This is a genomic window from Devosia sp., assembly GCF_040509215.1.
GTDB lineage: Bacteria > Pseudomonadota > Alphaproteobacteria > Rhizobiales > Devosiaceae > Devosia.
In genome coordinates this window covers 1-16,297 of the sequence record NZ_JBEVLL010000379.1, presented here as the reverse complement: position 1 = coordinate 16,297, position 16,297 = coordinate 1, and the positions used below count along the sequence as shown (strand labels likewise).

Annotated in this window: 14 protein-coding genes and 2 pseudogenes; 7 read left to right on the top strand and 9 right to left on the bottom strand. The window is 62.7% G+C overall.

The window, feature by feature from the left end:
• Nucleotides 1–88: 88 nt before the first annotated feature.
• From ABW043_RS21360 to ABW043_RS21340, 5 genes and pseudogenes are all read right to left on the bottom strand, one after another.
• Entirely contained in the window at nucleotides 89–529 is a 441-nt protein-coding gene (locus ABW043_RS21360) for an RrF2 family transcriptional regulator (RefSeq protein ID WP_353923212.1), read from the bottom strand.
• A gap of 653 nt (nucleotides 530–1,182) precedes the next feature.
• Nucleotides 1,183–2,964: pseudogene (locus ABW043_RS21355) on the bottom strand (cation:proton antiporter domain-containing protein); the annotation flags it as partial.
• Nucleotides 2,965–3,111: 147 nt separating this feature from the next.
• Nucleotides 3,112–4,206 (bottom strand): ATP-dependent DNA helicase, encoded by a 1,095-nt coding sequence (locus ABW043_RS21350; RefSeq protein ID WP_353923211.1) that lies wholly within the window; start codon nucleotides 4,204–4,206, stop codon nucleotides 3,112–3,114.
• A complete protein-coding gene (locus ABW043_RS21345; protein ID WP_502908688.1) occupies nucleotides 4,206–4,907 on the bottom strand; it encodes a fumarylacetoacetate hydrolase family protein in 702 nt (233 codons plus the stop codon). Before ABW043_RS21345 ends, ABW043_RS21350 begins: the two co-directional genes overlap by 1 nt.
• Nucleotides 4,882–5,943, bottom strand: a complete 1,062-nt coding sequence (locus tag ABW043_RS21340; RefSeq protein WP_353923209.1) for an aldo/keto reductase — start codon at nucleotides 5,941–5,943, stop codon at nucleotides 4,882–4,884. Before ABW043_RS21340 ends, ABW043_RS21345 begins: the two co-directional genes overlap by 26 nt.
• A 133-nt stretch (nucleotides 5,944–6,076) precedes the next feature.
• Here ABW043_RS21340 and ABW043_RS21335 point away from each other — a divergent pair, with 133 nt between their 5' ends.
• The 4 genes from ABW043_RS21335 (at nucleotide 6,077) to ABW043_RS21320 (ending at nucleotide 9,356) form a co-directional block, all read left to right on the top strand.
• A complete protein-coding gene (locus ABW043_RS21335) occupies nucleotides 6,077–6,445 on the top strand; it encodes a GFA family protein (protein WP_353923208.1) in 369 nt (122 codons plus the stop codon).
• Nucleotides 6,446–6,476: 31 nt separating this feature from the next.
• Nucleotides 6,477–7,343 (top strand): EamA family transporter, encoded by an 867-nt coding sequence (locus ABW043_RS21330; RefSeq protein WP_353923207.1) that lies wholly within the window; start codon nucleotides 6,477–6,479, stop codon nucleotides 7,341–7,343.
• A 59-nt stretch (nucleotides 7,344–7,402) separates the two neighbouring features.
• Nucleotides 7,403–7,804, top strand: a complete 402-nt coding sequence (locus tag ABW043_RS21325; RefSeq protein WP_353923206.1) for a YciI family protein — start codon at nucleotides 7,403–7,405, stop codon at nucleotides 7,802–7,804.
• A gap of 94 nt (nucleotides 7,805–7,898) precedes the next feature.
• Nucleotides 7,899–9,356 (top strand): GumC family protein, encoded by a 1,458-nt coding sequence (locus tag ABW043_RS21320; protein WP_353923205.1) that lies wholly within the window; start codon nucleotides 7,899–7,901, stop codon nucleotides 9,354–9,356.
• Nucleotides 9,357–9,399: 43 nt separating this feature from the next.
• Here the strand turns inward: ABW043_RS21320 and ABW043_RS21315 are convergent, their stop codons facing one another.
• Both ABW043_RS21315 and ABW043_RS21310 read right to left on the bottom strand, forming a co-directional pair.
• A complete protein-coding gene (locus tag ABW043_RS21315; RefSeq protein WP_353923204.1) occupies nucleotides 9,400–10,191 on the bottom strand; it encodes a WecB/TagA/CpsF family glycosyltransferase in 792 nt (263 codons plus the stop codon).
• Between the two features lie 119 nt (nucleotides 10,192–10,310).
• On the bottom strand, nucleotides 10,311–11,372 hold the full coding sequence (locus tag ABW043_RS21310; protein WP_353923203.1) for a glycosyltransferase: 1,062 nt from the start codon (nucleotides 11,370–11,372) through the stop codon (nucleotides 10,311–10,313).
• Nucleotides 11,373–11,473: 101 nt separating this feature from the next.
• Here ABW043_RS21310 and ABW043_RS21305 point away from each other — a divergent pair, with 101 nt between their 5' ends.
• Complete coding sequence (locus tag ABW043_RS21305; protein ID WP_353923202.1) at nucleotides 11,474–12,334, top strand: DUF6492 family protein; 861 nt, start codon at nucleotides 11,474–11,476, stop codon at nucleotides 12,332–12,334.
• Here the strand turns inward: ABW043_RS21305 and ABW043_RS21300 are convergent.
• Both ABW043_RS21300 and ABW043_RS21295 read right to left on the bottom strand, forming a co-directional pair.
• Nucleotides 12,331–13,266: a glycosyltransferase family 2 protein gene (locus ABW043_RS21300; RefSeq protein WP_353923201.1), complete on the bottom strand. Its 936-nt coding sequence runs from the start codon at nucleotides 13,264–13,266 to the stop codon at nucleotides 12,331–12,333. The genes ABW043_RS21305 and ABW043_RS21300 overlap by 4 nt on opposite strands.
• Nucleotides 13,267–13,279: 13 nt before the next feature.
• The gene (locus tag ABW043_RS21295) at nucleotides 13,280–14,596 is read right to left on the bottom strand and encodes an O-antigen ligase family protein (protein WP_353923200.1); all 1,317 of its coding nucleotides are present in this window, start codon (nucleotides 14,594–14,596) and stop codon (nucleotides 13,280–13,282) included.
• Nucleotides 14,597–14,843: 247 nt separating this feature from the next.
• Between ABW043_RS21295 and ABW043_RS21290 the strand changes: the two genes are divergently transcribed.
• A complete protein-coding gene (locus tag ABW043_RS21290; protein ID WP_353923199.1) occupies nucleotides 14,844–15,902 on the top strand; it encodes an endo-1,4-beta-xylanase in 1,059 nt (352 codons plus the stop codon).
• Nucleotides 15,903–15,932: 30 nt separating this feature from the next.
• Nucleotides 15,933–16,297, top strand: a pseudogene (locus tag ABW043_RS21285) (polysaccharide biosynthesis protein); the annotation flags it as partial.

The following is a 16,297-nucleotide window of genomic DNA, read 5'->3' as shown; positions in this document are numbered from 1 at the left end:
TTCACGCTCAAGCCAAGTGAAGTGTCCTCGGGTCAAGCCCGAGGATGACGCGGTGTTGGGCGACGTCACCGGCGAAGGATAAAAATACTCAGGCGACTTCGTCGACCGGCAAGTCTTCGAGGTTGAGCGAATCCGCCAGGCTCGTGCTGTCGAGCACGGCGCGGGTGGCGAGGGTCACCCGCTCGAAGACGTGGCGGATTTCGCAGGAGCTTTCTTCCTTGCAGTCCTCGCATTTGCGATAGGCGATTTTCGAGAGACAAGGCAAAGGCGCGATCGGCCCGTCGATCAGGCGCAGCACTTCCCCATACATGATCTCTTCGGGCGCCTTGACCAGCTCATAGCCACCCATGCGACCGCGCCGGCTTGAAACGAGGCCGGCGCGCTTGAGCTCCAGCAGGATCTGTTCGAGGAACTTTTTGGGGATCGCCTGGTCGCGGGAAATCTCGCCGATCATGCGGCTCTCGCCGCGCCCGGCCCGGGCCAATGCCACAAGGGCTCTCAGCGCATACTTGGCCTTTTGCGACATCATGACCCGGCCTACTCCCTCGGCTCCGGCTTGACCACCGGCACGTCCGGCTCGGCCTCTTTCGTCTCTTCAGCCTCTTGCTCGGGCTTTTCCTCTTCGACGTCGAGAGGCTCAACCACGACCACCTCTTCGACGGTCTCTGACGCCTCGGCGTCGTCGACAGTCTCGGTGGGCTCTACGTTCGCAACAACCTCGGCTTCAACCACCTCGGCCGGTTCATCGGCACTTGTCTCCGCCGTCTCGGGCGGCAACACAATGACCTCGTCGATGGCCGGTGGGGCCTCGCCGATGGACGGCGTTTCCGCGGCCTTGTCTTCCTCGTTCTCCGCGGCGTCGGCCGGTTCGACAACGACGAGGTCGGCCGGCGGCAATTCAGCCACTTCGGGTTCCGGCGTCGGGGGCGGCAATTCGATGACCACTGGCGCCTCGACCACCGGGATCACCTCGACCGGTTCGATCTCGATGGGGGCCTCGGGCTCTGCTAGCACTTCCGGCTCGACCGGTGTTTCGGCTGCGACCGCAGGCATGGGGATGACCGGCTCTGCCACCGCGACAATCGCGGCGGCCTGGGCGAGGATATTTTCGCTCGGCGGTAGGGGGCCGGCGGCTTCAACCGGCACGGCAGGCTTTGCCGGCAGTTCGTCGCGCAGCAGCGCCAGGATACCCTTGCCGATTTCGCGCTCGCCGCGGATGACCACGGTGGCGCCAAGGCCGCGGAGGAAATCCTCCTCTTCCTCGGAATAGGCCCGGGCGATGATGCTGATATTGGGATTGAGCTTGCGGCCGCTCTCGCAGACCGTGCCGGCCTCGAAAGCGTTGGAAATGGCCACGAGCAGGTTCTTGGCGCCGCCGAGATTGGCGAGCTTGAGGGTCTTCTGGCTCGCGGCATTGCCATAGATGACTTCGAGCCCTGCGGCGCGCGCGGCAGCAACGTCGTGGTCGGAATCCTCGATAACAACGATGTCGCGGCCCGCCGCCTTGAGCCCATCGGCAACGATGCGGCCCACCTGGCCGTAGCCGACGAGCACGGAATGCCCGGTGACCTTCAGGGGTTCGACGACATCATCATCGGGGCCCGGCGCACCACGCTCGATGGCGGCCTCGCGCGGCATGTCCGTGGTCGCAGGACCGCGCGAGGCGGCGGCCAGATCGCCCGGCTCGACCCGGATGTCGGGTCCGCCAGCCGCCGCGACGCGGCCGCCAAAGCGGGCTTCGACGCGGGGGCGCAAAAATTCGAGGATGAAGAACACGATCGGGTTGAGCACGATGGAGATCAGCGCGCCGGCAAGGATCAGGTCCTGGCCCTCTTCGGGCATGATGGCGAGGCTAACGCCCATACTGGCAAGGATGAAGGAGAATTCGCCGATCTGCGCGAGGCTCGCCGAAATGGTCAGCGCCGTGCCCGCCGGACGGCGGAACAGCAACACGATGGCAAAGGCGGCCAGCGACTTGCCGATGACGATGATGAACACCGTCGCCAGAACCGGCAGCGGATCGGTGAGAATGATCGATGGGTCGAACAGCATGCCCACCGAGACGAAGAACAGCACCGCAAAAGCGTCGCGCAGCGGCAGCGTTTCGTTGGCGGCGCGATGGCTGAGCTCGCTTTCGGAAAGGATCATGCCGGCAAAGAAGGCGCCGAGCGCCAGCGACACGCCGAAGAGCACGGCCGAACCCAGCGCCACGCCGAGCGCGATCGAGAGCACGGCGAGGCGGAACAGCTCGCGGCTGCCGGTATGGGCGGTGAAGTGCAACGCCCAGGGAATGACCCTGCGGCCCACAATGAGCATGAAGCCGACAAAGGCGGCGATCTTGACGAGCGTAATGGCCAGAACGCCCCAGATGCCGACATCGGCATTGAAGATGCGCTCGACAAAGGAAACGAAGGGATCGTGCACGCCGGTATCGGTGCCGTTGAGCCCGGCAATGGCCGGGATCAGCACCAGCGCCAGCACCATGGCGAGATCTTCGACGATGAGCCAGCCGACGGCAATGCGCCCGCGCTCGCTCTCGATGAGGCGGCGATCCTGCAGCGCCTTGAGCAGCACGACCGTCGAGGCGACGGAGAGCGCCAGACCAAAGAGCAGCGAACCGCCGAGGTCCCAGCCGAGCATCAGGCCGAGGCCGGCACCCAAAGCCGTCGCCACCGCGATCTGGGCTATGGCGCCGGGAATGGCCAATGCCCGCACGCTCATCAGGTCCTTGAGCGAGAAATGAAGGCCGACGCCGAACATGAGGAGGATGACGCCAAGCTCGGCCAATTCGGCACCCAGCGCCTGATCGGCGACAAAGCCCGGCGTATAGGGACCGGCGAGCACACCGGCAAAGAGATAGCCGACGAGCGGGGGCAGGCGCAGCTTATTGGCCAGCATGCCGAAGATATAGGCTAGCACCAAACCCGCGACGATCGTGGTGATCAGGGGGGTATCGTGGTGCATCGGCCGTCCTCCGGGGCGAGAAACTCTAGTATGATGATGGGGTATCACCGTGTCAGGCGCAAGAAGCAAAGACCTCGAAAGATCAATCCCTTGGCTGCGCCTGATGAGAAACTCTAGAGACGGGGCAAACTTGGCTGAACTGTGACTTCAGCTAATGATGGTGATGCGCTCGGCGGCGCGGGTAATGCCGGTATAGAGCCAGCGCGCCCGCTCCTCGCGAAACACGAAACTCTCGTCGAACAGATAGACATTGTCCCACTGGCTGCCCTGCGCCTTGTGGACCGTGAGGCAATAGCCAAAGGTGAACTCGTCGAACTGGCGCCGCTCGGTCCAGGCCATGCTCTCTTCTTCGCCCGCGAAGAAGGCCTTGTGGGTTAGAACCTTGGCTTCGCCCTTGCCTTCATCATCGGCCAGCATGAGGGACCACTTGCCGTTCGAGCGGCGCGTGGCGTCGGTGACGATCCAGATCTGCCCGTTGAGGAGTTTTTTGCGCGGATTATTGCGGAGGCACACCATGCGGTCGCCGACCACCGGTTCGTGGAACGGCAGGCCCTTTAATTCGCGCAGGCGGTCATTGTAGGTGAGGCGCGTCTTGTTGCGGCCGACCAGCACCTGATCGGCCTCGAGCACGGCGTCGCGATCGACCTTGTCGCGGCCCACGACAATGCTCTCGCCATAGCGGCCATGTTCGAGAAAGCCGCCTTCGCGCACGGCCATCGAGAGCTGGATGATCGGATTATCGGCCGCCTGGCGGTGAATTTCGGTGAGCATGACATCGGGCTCTTCGGTGGTGAAGAACCCGGCGCCCTGTACCGGCGGCAACTGGAAGGGGTCGCCGAGCACCAGGATCTTTACCCCGAACGAGAGAAGATCGGCGCCCAGTTGCTCGTCGACCATCGAGACTTCATCGATGACGATGAGATCGGCATCGGCGGCCGGGCTTTCCGGATCGAGCACGAAACGCGGCTCGCCTTCCTTCTCGGAGACCAGGGTGTAAATCAGCGAGTGGATCGTCTGCGCGCCCTTACAGCCGCGCTTTCGCATGACGAGCGCGGCCTTGCCGGTAAAGGCGGCATATTTGACCGAACGGATATCCTGCGCCAGATGCACGGCAAGCGTCGACTTGCCGGTGCCGGCCCAGCCGAACAGGCGAAAGACCTGCGGACCATTCTTGTCCTTGAGCCATTTGGAAACGGCAATCAGCGCCGCGTCCTGCTGTCCCGACCAGACCGGTGTCGTCATCAGGCAATCACCGTCCGAACCTTGCCAACGCCGGCGATCGCGCCCTCCAGCACATCGCCCTTGACCACGGCGCTCACGCCGGCCGGCGTGCCCGTCATGATGATGTCGCCCGCCTTGAGCGTCACGAACTGGCTGAGATAGGCGATGGTTTCGGCAACGCTCCATATCTGGTCGCCGAGGTCGCCACGCTGCCGCTCGACGCCATTGACCGAGAGCGAAATCGCCCCGCTTTGCGGATGACCGATGACACTGGCCGGTTCGATCGTGCCGACGGGGGCAGAGGCGTCAAAGCCCTTGGCCATTTCCCACGGACGGCCCGCCTTCTTGGCAATCGCCTGAAGGTCGCGCCGCGTCATGTCGAGACCGCAGGCATAGCCATAGACGTGGTCGAGGGCATTCTCGACGGTGATGTCAGCGCCGTCCTTGCCGATGGCAACCACCAGCTCCACCTCGTGATGGAAATCTTCGGTCTGGGGCGGATAGGGGATTGCAGCGCCACCGACCACGACAGCATCGGCGGGCTTGGCAAAGAAGAACGGCGGATCGCGCACGTCATTGCCCATTTCCTTGATGTGCTCGGCATAATTGCGGCCCACGCAATAGACCCGGCGCACGGCAAAGAGCCCACCGCGGGCGATGGGAATGGACACAGGCGCATGCGGCTCGAACAGAAAATCAGCCACGCGAAAACTCCTCGGCATAGGGTCCGATCAGGTCGAGATCGACAGGGCTCAACCGGTCCTGTGCACTAAACGACTGGTGCCAATATGGATAGAGCAGCGGCGGGCGGCTGACATCGTCAAGACGCTTTCGCTCCTCGGCAGTGAGCTTGAAACTGGCCGCCGCGATATTGTCGCGGAACTGGCTTTCATTGCGCCCGCCGATGATGACGGAGGTAACGCCCGGCCGGCCGAGCAGCCAGGCGAGCGCCACCTGCGCGCCGGACACACCGCGCGCTTCGGCAATGGCAACGAGCGTATCGATGACCGAATAGAGCTTTTCCCAATCATAGACCGGCGGCTCACGGAAACCGCCGACATGCCGGCCGGAGTCGGGCTCGCTGTCGCGGCGATATTTTCCGGAGAGCAACCCGCCGGCCAGCGGCGACCAGACGAGAATGCCAAGGCCCTGATCCTGCGAAACCGGCACGAGTTCGTATTCGGCGTCGCGGCTATGCAGCGAATAATGGATCTGCTGGGAAACGAAACGCTGGCCACCGCGCTTTTCGGCGGCCATCAGCGCCTTCATCATGTGCCAACCGGAATAGTTGGAACAGCCGATATAGCGCACATGGCCATGACGAACGAGCGTATCGAGCGCCTCCATCGTCTCTTCGATGGGCGTTTTGCCGTCCCATTCGTGCACCTGATAAAGATCGATCACGTCGGTCTTGAGGCGCTTCAAACTGGCCTTGCACTGCTCGATGATGTGATGACGCGACAGGCCAATATCGTTGGGCCCGTCGCCCATCTTGAAGCGCACTTTCGTCGCGATCAGCGCTTTCTGGCGGCGGCCATTCTCCTTGAGAATGTCGCCCAGGATTTCTTCCGACACGCCGGCATTGTAGACATTGGCGGTGTCATAGAGGTTGATGCCGGCTTCGAGGCAGAGGTCGACCTGGCGCGCGGCGTCGGCCGGACTGGTATTGCCGATCTTCTCGCTGCCGCCGAAAGTCATGGTTCCCATGGTGAGGACCGAGACTTTGAGGCCCGAGCGTCCGAGATAGCGATACTCCATCGGCATTCCTCCTTTGTTCTCGGCCAACAGGGCTAAAGAATTGCGGGAGTCGGGTCAATCTGGCAGTTGCTAAATCCCTTGCCCGGCTTGCGCAGAAACGGCTAAGCAGCGTCATCGAACGGGGGCGGACACCATGCCGGATGCGACGCAGGATTTGCTTGCCACGTGCCATTGTGGTGCCGTGTCGATCCGCTTGCCCAAGGCGCCTGCTGAAATCACCCACTGCAATTGCAGTCTCTGCCGGCGCTATGGCGTGCTCTGGAGCTATTATGCCATTGCCGAAGTGGTGATCGAAACCAAGACCCCCACCGACACCTATGCCTGGGGCGGCAAGAACGTCGATTTCCATCGCTGTTCGGGCTGCGGCTGCGTGACCCACTGGTATCCGCGCAAGGCCGGCCGGGAAAACCTCGGCATCAATGCGCGGCTGCTCGATCCAAAACTCCTCGCGGCGGCCGATATACGCTACAAGGATTCGGCGGGCACCGGCCTTTTCCACTGAAGCGCCCCACATATTGCCTGAAAGCCTTCCCGTGCGACCCCAGTCTATCCTCGTTCCCGTTCTTTTCGTCGCGCTCGGCATGGTTTTCACCCAGACCGGCGCCAGCTTTGCCAAGATGCTGTTTCCCCTGGTGGGTGCCAATGGCGCGACGGCACTGCGCCTGACCCTGGCCGCGATCGTGCTGGTCATCGTCTTCCGCCCCTGGCGCTACAAGCTCGACGGTAGGCAGTGGCGCGCGGTGCTGCTCTATGGCGTCGTCATGGGCGCCATGAACCTCTTTTTCTATGCGGCGCTCGAGCACATTCCGCTTGGGATCGCCGTGGCGCTCGAATTTACCGGGCCTTTGGCGGTGGCACTGTTTGGCGCCCGCAAACCCATGGATTTCATCTGGATTGGCCTCGCGGTATGCGGGTTTGCCATGCTGCTGCCCTGGACCGGGTTTGCCAGCGATATTTCCCCGCTCGGCATCGGCCTCGCGCTCTGCGCCGGCGCCTGTTGGGCGGGCTACATCATCTTCGGGCAGAAGGCCGGCACCGGTGGCGGTCCGCACATTGCCGCGCTCGGGGTCGCGACCGCTGCGCTCATCGCCCTGCCCTTCGGCATTGCCAGTGCCGGTCCGGCCCTGATCGATCCGGCAATCCTGCCGCTTGGCCTTGCCGTTGCCCTCCTCTCAAGTGCCATTCCCTATGCGCTCGACATGGTCGCCCTGCCCCATATCCCCGCCCGGCTCTTCGGCATTCTGATGAGCGGACAGCCGGCTTTGGCGGCGCTGTCGGGTCTCGTCATCCTCGGGGAAAGGCTGACGCTGGGACAGGTTGGCGGCATGGCGGCGATCATCATCGCCTCGATCGGCGCCACGGCGACCATTGCCCGTCCGGCCAAGGACCCGGTCCCCTAAAGACTGGATTTTCATGCGGCGATGGGCATAGTGCATCCCCTGGGAGAGGAAGGTGCAACATGCTCTATGCCGTTTTGTGCTATAATGACGAGAAGGCCGTTTCCGCCTGGACCAAGGAAGAAGACGAGGCCTGCATGATCAGGCTCGGCAAGGTTCAGGATGAACTGCGCCACGATGGCCGCCTCGGCCCCGTGGTGCGTCTCGAGAACACCACTGAAGCCAAGACCCTGCGCAAGGCCAATGGCGAGCACGTGGTCTTCGATGGTCCCTTTGCCGAGACCAAGGAGCAGTTTCTGGGCTTTTACGTCGCTGACGTCGAAACCATCGACGAGGCCGTCGCCTTCGCCAAAAGGCTGGCTGTCGCCAATCCCGGGCAGGGCTCCTACGAAATCCGTCCGCTCCGCCTCTATTTGCCGAGCGCATTGCCCAGTGAGGCGGCGATCGCCGAGCCGGCCGAGTAAGCAGGTTCTCCTTAACCTCGTTGGGCATTAGGCCAAGCGAATTGTCGGGTTCTGGCCTATATTTAAGGCTGGAACTCTCAGACGGCCGAGCCTCATGTACCAGTCCCTCAAGCCAGACGCACCAGCGCCTCAGCCCAGTGCTGCGCCGCTGCGCGCCGTTGAGCGCGACCCGGCCACTGCCGCAATGCCCAAGCGCACTGGACCAAGCCTCCTCGCCAGCGTCACCCCGTTCGTCATAATCGGCTGGGTACGACGCTTCTGGCTGGTCGTCGTCATCCTCGCAGTGCTCGGTGGTTTCGCCGGCTATGCCGCCGGCACGATGATCCCGCCGCGCTACACCAGCTATTCCGACATCCTGCTCGACCCCAACGACCTGCAGCTCGTGGCTGACGATCTCTATACGCGCGTCTCGTCGGGCGAAGCGCAGTTGATCGATGTCGAGAGCAAGATGCGCATCCTCAACTCGATCAGCGTGCTCGGCCGCGTCGTCGACCAGCTCGACCTGACCAGCGACCCCGAATTCGCCGATGCCGACAACGCCGCCGCCTCGGACGCGGACAAGCGCATCGCCGCCGTCCGGACCCTAAGCGACCGTGTCCGCGTCAGCCGCGAAGAACGCTCCTATGTCGTTACCGCCTCGATCTGGGCCAATACGCCGGAAAAATCTGCTATCCTGACCGACGCTTTGGTCAGCGCCTTCCTTGTCGAACTGGCTGCCGTGGAATCGGACGGCGCCCGCAACGCCTCGGACGCCCTCAACCAGCGTCTCGCCGAACTGCGCAATGACGCGGCAAAAGCTGAAACTGCCGTTGTCGACTATCGCCGCGAACATGGCCTGACCGCCAATCGTGATGGCCAGCTCAGTGCCCAGTCAGCCGTGCAGATCAACAGCCAGGTCGATACCGCCCGTGAAACCCTGATCGCCGCCGAAGCGCGCTACGCAGCGCTGACCTCGGGCGCCGGCGGCGGTTCGCAGGAATCCGAAACCCTGGCGCAATTGCGCACCGACTATGCCACGGCCAAGCAGAAGGCCGATGCGCTGGCGGCCACCCTCGGCCCCCGCCATCCGAGCCTTGCCACGGCGCGCGCCGAACAGACCGCCTTGCAGGGCGAAGTCGACCAGGAAGTGTCGCGCATCGTCGAGGGCGCCCGCATCGACCTGCAGCGCGCCCGCGATGTCTTTGACCAGCTCAGCAATGCCGCCGGCACCCAGTTGGGCAGCGTCTTTTCCGACGAACAGGCCGAGCTTGAACTGCGCCAGCTCGAACGCACATCCACCTCGACCGTGGCCATCTATGAAGCCTATCTGACCCGCGCCCAGCAGGTTGCCGAACGCAGCCAACTCAACACCAGCAAGGTGCGCGTCATCTCTCCGGCCCTGGCGCCGATTTCGCGCAGCTATCCCCCACGCACCGTGCTGCTCGCCGCCGGTGGGCTCATTGGTGGCCTCGTGGCGGGTCTGGCTCTCGCAGCGGGCTTGGGGTTCCTGCAATACCTTCTCGCGGCCAAGCGGCCGCGCCCCACGGCCCCGCCGCGCATGCGGGCAGCCTGAGGTTCGAGGATACGGCGACCCGACAGGGCCGGATCCACGCGACTTACTTTGAGTGGAAAATGATCTGCCAGAGGGCGGCAGGATTGGTCTTGAGATAGCGACCAAGCAGGCGCCGCGGCTCGATCATGGTGCGATAGACCCATTCGAGCCCGGCACTTTGCATCCATTGCGGCGCGCGGCTGTTCTTGCCCGAGAGAAAATCGAACAACCCGCCCGAGGTCTTGATCACCCCGATACCGCGCAGGTTCTCGAGATTGCGCGAGACGAATTCCTGCTCGCGCGGCACGCCGAGCCCAATCCAGAGAATGTCGGGTTTGCTCGCGACGATATCGGCAACGATCCCGGCCTCTTCCTCGGGCTTGTAGTAGCCATCGCGGGCGCCGGCAAAGATCAGGTCGGGATATTGATCCTGCATATTGGCGACGGCATTGCGATTGCCCTCGGGCGTGGCGCCGAAGAAGTAAAAGCGCAGCCCGGCTTTTTGCGACAGGCGCGCCACGGCATGCACGAGATCGGTGGTTGCCACACGTTCGCTGAGCTCTTCGCTCGACACATAGCCCGAGAGGCGCACCATGGGCATGCCATCGGCCTGGATCTGGTCGGCCTGCGTCAGCAACTGCTTGAAATTGGCGTCTTCCGCGGCAAGCGCAATGACCTGGCCATTGGCCGACGTCGAATAGAACGGCAATGCGTTCTGGCCACGGGCACGTAGTGCGGTGCGCACGAGAATGCGGGCGGATTCTTCCATGCCGAGAACGGAAATGGGCAAGCCGCCGATCGTGGTGTTTGGCTCTGCCTTGGGATGGGTCATTTCGCTCAGTTCAATCGGCCGCATGGCCCTACCCTCGATCGATTTCCCACTCCCCTCGCACGCCCGCGAGCGCGTGGAAAACACTTTTTCGATAGAGGCTTAACCAGCACTTGGGCCAATCGATTGCATTGGATCGAAATCGCTTATGCGTCGATACCCTCACAGATCGAGTGCCAGAGTTTTGCGATCTCCGCCTCGGCATCGAGCGGCTCCGGCGGCTCTTGCCTGGCAGCCAGTACGGCTGCCGCAACGGTGGGAATATCAGCCTCGGTCGGCACGAGCCGAATGGCATGGGTCTCGATCAGACGCTGAAAGAGACCGTGATGACCAAGGGCATTGGCCTCAAGGGGCGCATTGACGACGACCGCATGGCCCGAAAGCGCTGCGGCAAGCACACTCCCCCGACGCGAGGTGAGCCCCTCGGGGAACAGGTAGCAAAAGACGTCGATCTCCTTGAAGATCGCCGCCAATTCGTCATCGCCAGCCACATAGCCCGTCACCGTCACCCGGTCGGCAAGGCCAAGATCGCGCACGCTGGCGAAGAAATTCTCTTCGACATTATCGAGGCCCTTGATGAAGGAGCCGGCAAAAACGACGCCGACGTCATGGCCCTGCCGCACCAGCTCCGCTGCGACCTGCAGAACGATGGCGGATTGCTTCTTGGGGTAGATCGAGCCGAACTGCCCAAGCAATAGCCGGCCGCCCTGCCGCTGGACCGACAGAGCGCGACTGATATCGCTTGCCTTCTCTGCGCCGACGGGCAGGACATTGGGCGGTATGGGCACGACCTGCCGCCTGCGCGTGACCAAGCGGGCAAAGCGGGTCCGGGCAAATTCATCGGCGATTTCAGGCGCCGAAAACGCCAGGCGCGTGGCGCAAAGGACAACCGGCGCCAGAACGATCCGCCGCTTCCAGTCGAGCGCCAGCCATTCGTGGAGGAACACCACCACATCCCGCCCCATGAGCCGGGCCAGAACGGCGGCAAGACCGGGCGTGAACAACTGGCGCTTCCAGCCCACGATCGGAAAATTGAAAACGACGGCATCCCTGCCCTCTAGCGCACGCACCAGCCCGGGCATGTCAGCGTCGAGCACATGCGTTTCTGCCCGGGCGCCAAAATGGCGCGCCAGCAGCCGCGAAAAGGCCTCGACCCCACAAAGCTGGCGGGCCGCAGAGACGAATACGAGATAGTTCTGGCTCACCATGCATCCCGGACTGCGCCGAAGTCTCGGCTTTTGCGTAACGCAACCTTAGATTCCCAGCGTTAACATGGACTTGAGGGGGCTTGACCCCAGAGGAGGGCGCTATGGCCGGTTCGATATCGCTGATTACCCCGAGCTATTCGGGCGATTTTGCCGCCTGCCAGCTCCTCTGCGCCTCGATGGATCGTTTCGTCACCGGCTATGACACGCACTACATCGTCGTCGGCGACGAGGACATGGCGCTCTTCTCGCCTCTTGCCGGACCGAAACGGCGGGTCGTTTCCAATTCGGAACTGCTGCCAAAATTCTGGTCGATCGGGCGTTGGCGCGGCCGGCGCTATTTCTGGGCGCCGGGCCTGAGCCTGCCGGTCTATGGCTGGCACCTGCAGCAATTGCGCAAGATTGCCATGACGCTCGCCCAGGAGAGCGACCTGATCATGTGCGTCGATTCCGACAACTGCTTCTGTCGGTCGTTCGATCTGAGCGAGGTCACCCGCAGCAACAAGGTACCGCATTTCGTGACGCCGGACGGCATCAAGGGCGACCGGCCGAACCATGTCAAATGGCTCAACAATGCCTACGCGCTGCTCGGCCTTTCGGCCCCTGCGCTGCCCGGCGACGATTTCATCGGACCGATGATCGTCTGGGAGCGTGAGACGGTGCGGCAGATGGTCGAGAAAATCGAGAACCTGTCGGGAAAGCCATGGTGGTCGGCAATCGCAAGGCAGCGGCAGTTTTCCGAATATCTGATCTATGGCGCGGCCGTCGCCGGCGATGTGACCATCAAGGACCGGCATGAGCGCACGACGGCCTCCTGGTGCCTCACCTATTGGGAAGGGCCGGCGCTCGACGAAAAGGGCCTGGCGGATTTCATCGCTCAGCTCGCGCCGCACCAGAACTCCATCACCATCCAATCGCACACCAGTACGCCGGCCGATGTGATCCGGCGCGTGGTGCTCGGTTAGCGCGCAGCCTTATAGGGCGTCGGCAACATGCCCAGGCTCGCCATGATGCGGCCCACGGGCAGAAGCAGTGGATGGCTGGCGCCGAGCCACGAGCCGGTACGAACCAGCACGGCAGCACCGCGAACAACGCCAAGGCCGAGGCTAGCAATGTTTTTCAGAGTGGCAGTGCCCGCCGGCATGTGGGTACGGTCGACGACATAATTGATGCTGCCGGTACGGATGGAGCGGCGCGTCAGGAATTTCGCCGTGACGCGCTCGGCCGGCACGAACTCATGAATGACCGCTTCCTCACACCACCAGGTGACAAATCCCGCCAGCTTGCAGCGGGTGAAGAATTCCATGTCACCGCCGCCAAGGAAGTTGAAGCGCACGTCGAAGGGCGGCCTGGACATGGCGTTGAAAACCCGGCGGCGAATGAGGCAATTGCCCGAACCGTGGATCTGATCGACGGGGCGCGTCGTGCCCTCGATGGAAATAAAGAGCGGGTGCTCGGCGATGGCCTTGGGCACCGGGACATCGAAGCGGCGGAGGACCGGGCCGCCGACGATGTCGGCATTCTGCTTCTGGGCCGTAGCGACGATGGCGGCGAGCCAGTTCGGCATTGCCTCTTCATCGTCGTCGATCATCAGGAAGAATTCAGCCTCAACGAACGCCGCCTGCGCCTCGGTGAAGGCCCGGTTGATGGCGTGGCAATTGCCCTGGTTGGGCTCGGTGAGGATCAGGTTTGGTATGGCGCTGGCGGCCAGAATGGTGCCGGCACGCGCGGCGCCTTCGGCCTTGGCGGCATCGTTGTCGACAACAACAATCGCGAAACCAAAATCGGTCTCTTGCGCCAGCACGGAATTCAGCGTGCGCTCGAGCCAATCAGGGCGGCGGAATGTCGGAATGCAGACAACCGCGAGGATCGGCTTTGCTGTTTGCTCTTGGCCCATCACTTGCTGCCGCTCACGTTGGCGCCGGGTAGAGTTGAGAGTGCCCGGCGGCGGGTTTTTCCACCAGATGGGCATAGGCCTGCAAGCGCAGACCGAACACGGCAATCAGCATGGTAAACCATATCGGGCCATTGTTCTCGAAGAACGGGCTTTCGAACGAGCTCGAGAACAGCGCGAACATCCAGATGCGGATATAGAGCCGGGTCAAATCCGGATCGGTCCCCCGCTTCAACGCCACCGAGGCGTGATGGCTGGGCAGGAAAACCAGCCACACAAGCACCAGGATCAACAGCGGCACGCCGCCATTGATGAGCTGGTCGAGATAGGCGTTGTGCGCATTGGCGGCAGTGACGGCCCAGGTCGTGGCCGATTGATTGCCATAAAAAAGCGCGTCGGTCTGCCAGAAGGACTGAAAGCCGTAACCCGTGAATGGGCGACTGCCGATGGCGCCAAGCGCCAACTGCCAGATCGAGGCGCGGTCGGTGAAGGTCGCGTCGATGCCGACGCCATTGACGAAATCCTTGACCGGCGCCACCGCGACGACCGAGAGAATGGTGGCATTGAGAAGGAAGAGACTGCCCGCAACCAATATGGTCTTGAAGGCGCCAGCGCGCTCGAACATCCAGACGAGAACCAGAATGGCGGGCAGCATGGCGGCCGAGGTCTTGCCGCCCGAATTGAGGAGAAAAATGGCCGCCAGCACCGTGAGGATCAGGCCGGGCCAAAAGGAGCGCGTCTTCATCAGATAGAGGCCGAAGAACACGGCAAAGCCCATGGCGGCGGAGGCAACGTTCTTGTGGCCGAAATGGCCGCGCCAATCGCCGGCAAGAGCGGCTTCGGCGGCATCGGTTGCCTGATGGATGGCGCGGGCCGGAAAGGCGAGGACGCCGAAATATGAAAGGCCGACGGCAAAGAAAATACAGAAGCCAACGAGCCTGGCGAACTGGGCATTGTCGCGCGGCAACAGCAACACGGCGCTAGCGGAGAGAACGACGAGCGCCGAATAGATGGTGCGGCGGAGGGCCGCGTCAGGCGTATCGGAAAAGAAAATGGTCAGCACGATCCAGGCAAAAACCAGCGCCAATGGTCCATAGGCCCGCAGCGCCAGTTCGCGCGCCGGGTGCAGGAACAGCATGGTGAGGACCAGCACGGACATGCCAAGCACGATAAGCTGGTTGAAGGCATTGGAGCTTTCGCCATAGGCGGCGAGCTGGCTACTGGTGCTGGGATTGGGCATGGGGTCGAGCCCGACCCAAAAGTAGAAAAAGACGACGACGAAAAGCGCGGACGCAAACCACCCACCCTGGGGGTTGTATGGCTGCGCGCTCATGTCAGACACCGGCGCCTCCATCGGGGCCAATCGCACTTTCGTTTCCAGCGCGGACAATATCGGCCGGCGCGGGAAGACTGAGGAAGTCTAGGCGGAAAGTCTGGATAATTCCTTCATGCAAAAGGACGAATTAGCCCGCCATTAACGGTGCCAGCCTTGCGCGAGTGAGATTTTCGGCCAGTGCAGCTATGGTGACGGATAGGCTTTTGCCGGGCGCGACGGCGCCATCAGACAAAGGGTATCTTTCATGCGCAGGCGAGACTTCGTCCTCGGTGCATTGGGCACGGGTGCCTTGCCGTACATTCTGCCGGCCCCGGCTTTTGCGCAAACGAAGCGCGCGGCCATTCCCTATGGCGCGGCCATTCGCGACGGGGCGATGATCGACGATCCGGTCTATCCGCAGGCCATTATCGACTACTGCCAGCTTGTCGTCGGCGAGGGCAATCTCAAGTGGTCGGAATTGCGCCCGACGCGCGAGACCTTCGCCTTCCAGCTCGCCGATGACCTGATGGCCTTTGCCGACAAGAACGGCATGGAAATGCGTGGGCACACGCTCGTCTGGTATGCCTCCAATCCCGATTGGGTCGAGGCCATTGCCAGCGCCGACGAGGCCAGGACCGAGATGGTGCATCACATCGAAACGGTGGTGGGACGCTATAAAGGCCGCGTGCGTAGTTGGGACGTCGTCAACGAGCCCATGGCCGACCACCCCAAGACCGACGCGCTCTATCGCGACTCGATCTGGCTCAGGCACCTCGGCCCCGACTATATCGAACTGGCGCTGCGCACCGCCGCCGCAGTCGATCCCAATGCCCAGCTCGTCATCAACGACTTCGATTTCGAGCAATCCAACGACAAGGCGCGGGCCAAGCGCAAGGCGTTTCTCGACATGGTGCGCGGCCTCAAGTCGCGCGATGTGCCGCTGCACGCCATTGGCCTTCAGGGTCACATCCAGGGCGAGCTCACCATCGACAAGCCCGGCTTGACCGCATTCGTGGCCGAACTTGCGAGCATGGACCTTGCCGTGCTGGTGACCGAACTCGATGTGATCGACAATCTGTTGCCGGGGCCCGAAATCGAGCGCGATGGCATCATTGCCCAGCGCGCCAAGGATTATCTCGAGGCCATTGGGGCGGGGAAACGCCCCGAAGCCGTGCTCACCTGGGGCATCAGCGACAAGCATACCTGGGTGCCGGTCTGGTTCAGCCGTGCCGATGGCATGCCCAATCGGCCGCTGCCGCTCGATGCCGACTACAAGCCCAAGCCGATGATGCAAGTCATCCAAGATTTCTGCGCGGAACAATAGCGGCTGATGTTCCGGCAGGTCTCCTCATACATGATCGCCAACATTGTTTCGGCAATGTTCGGCTTCGCGTCGGTGGTGATCTTCACCCGTGTTCTGGCACCCCAGGAATACGGCATCTATATCGTCGGCTTCAGCATTGCCGCGATGATTTCGGCGTTGGTCTTTGGCTGGATCAAGGCTTCGGTCGTGCCCTTCACGGCCGACGACAGCGGGACCGATATCCGCGTGACTGCGGGGCTTGCTTTCATCGCGCTGACGCTGCTCATCCCGGTGCTCTATTTTGGCATCGGGGCCTTTGCGCCTGACTCCGTTGCCTATCTGCTGCCCGCGATCATGCTGGCCTTCGGCATCGGCTTTTTCGAGTTTTACCTCGAGACCTTCCGGGCCCGGCAGGA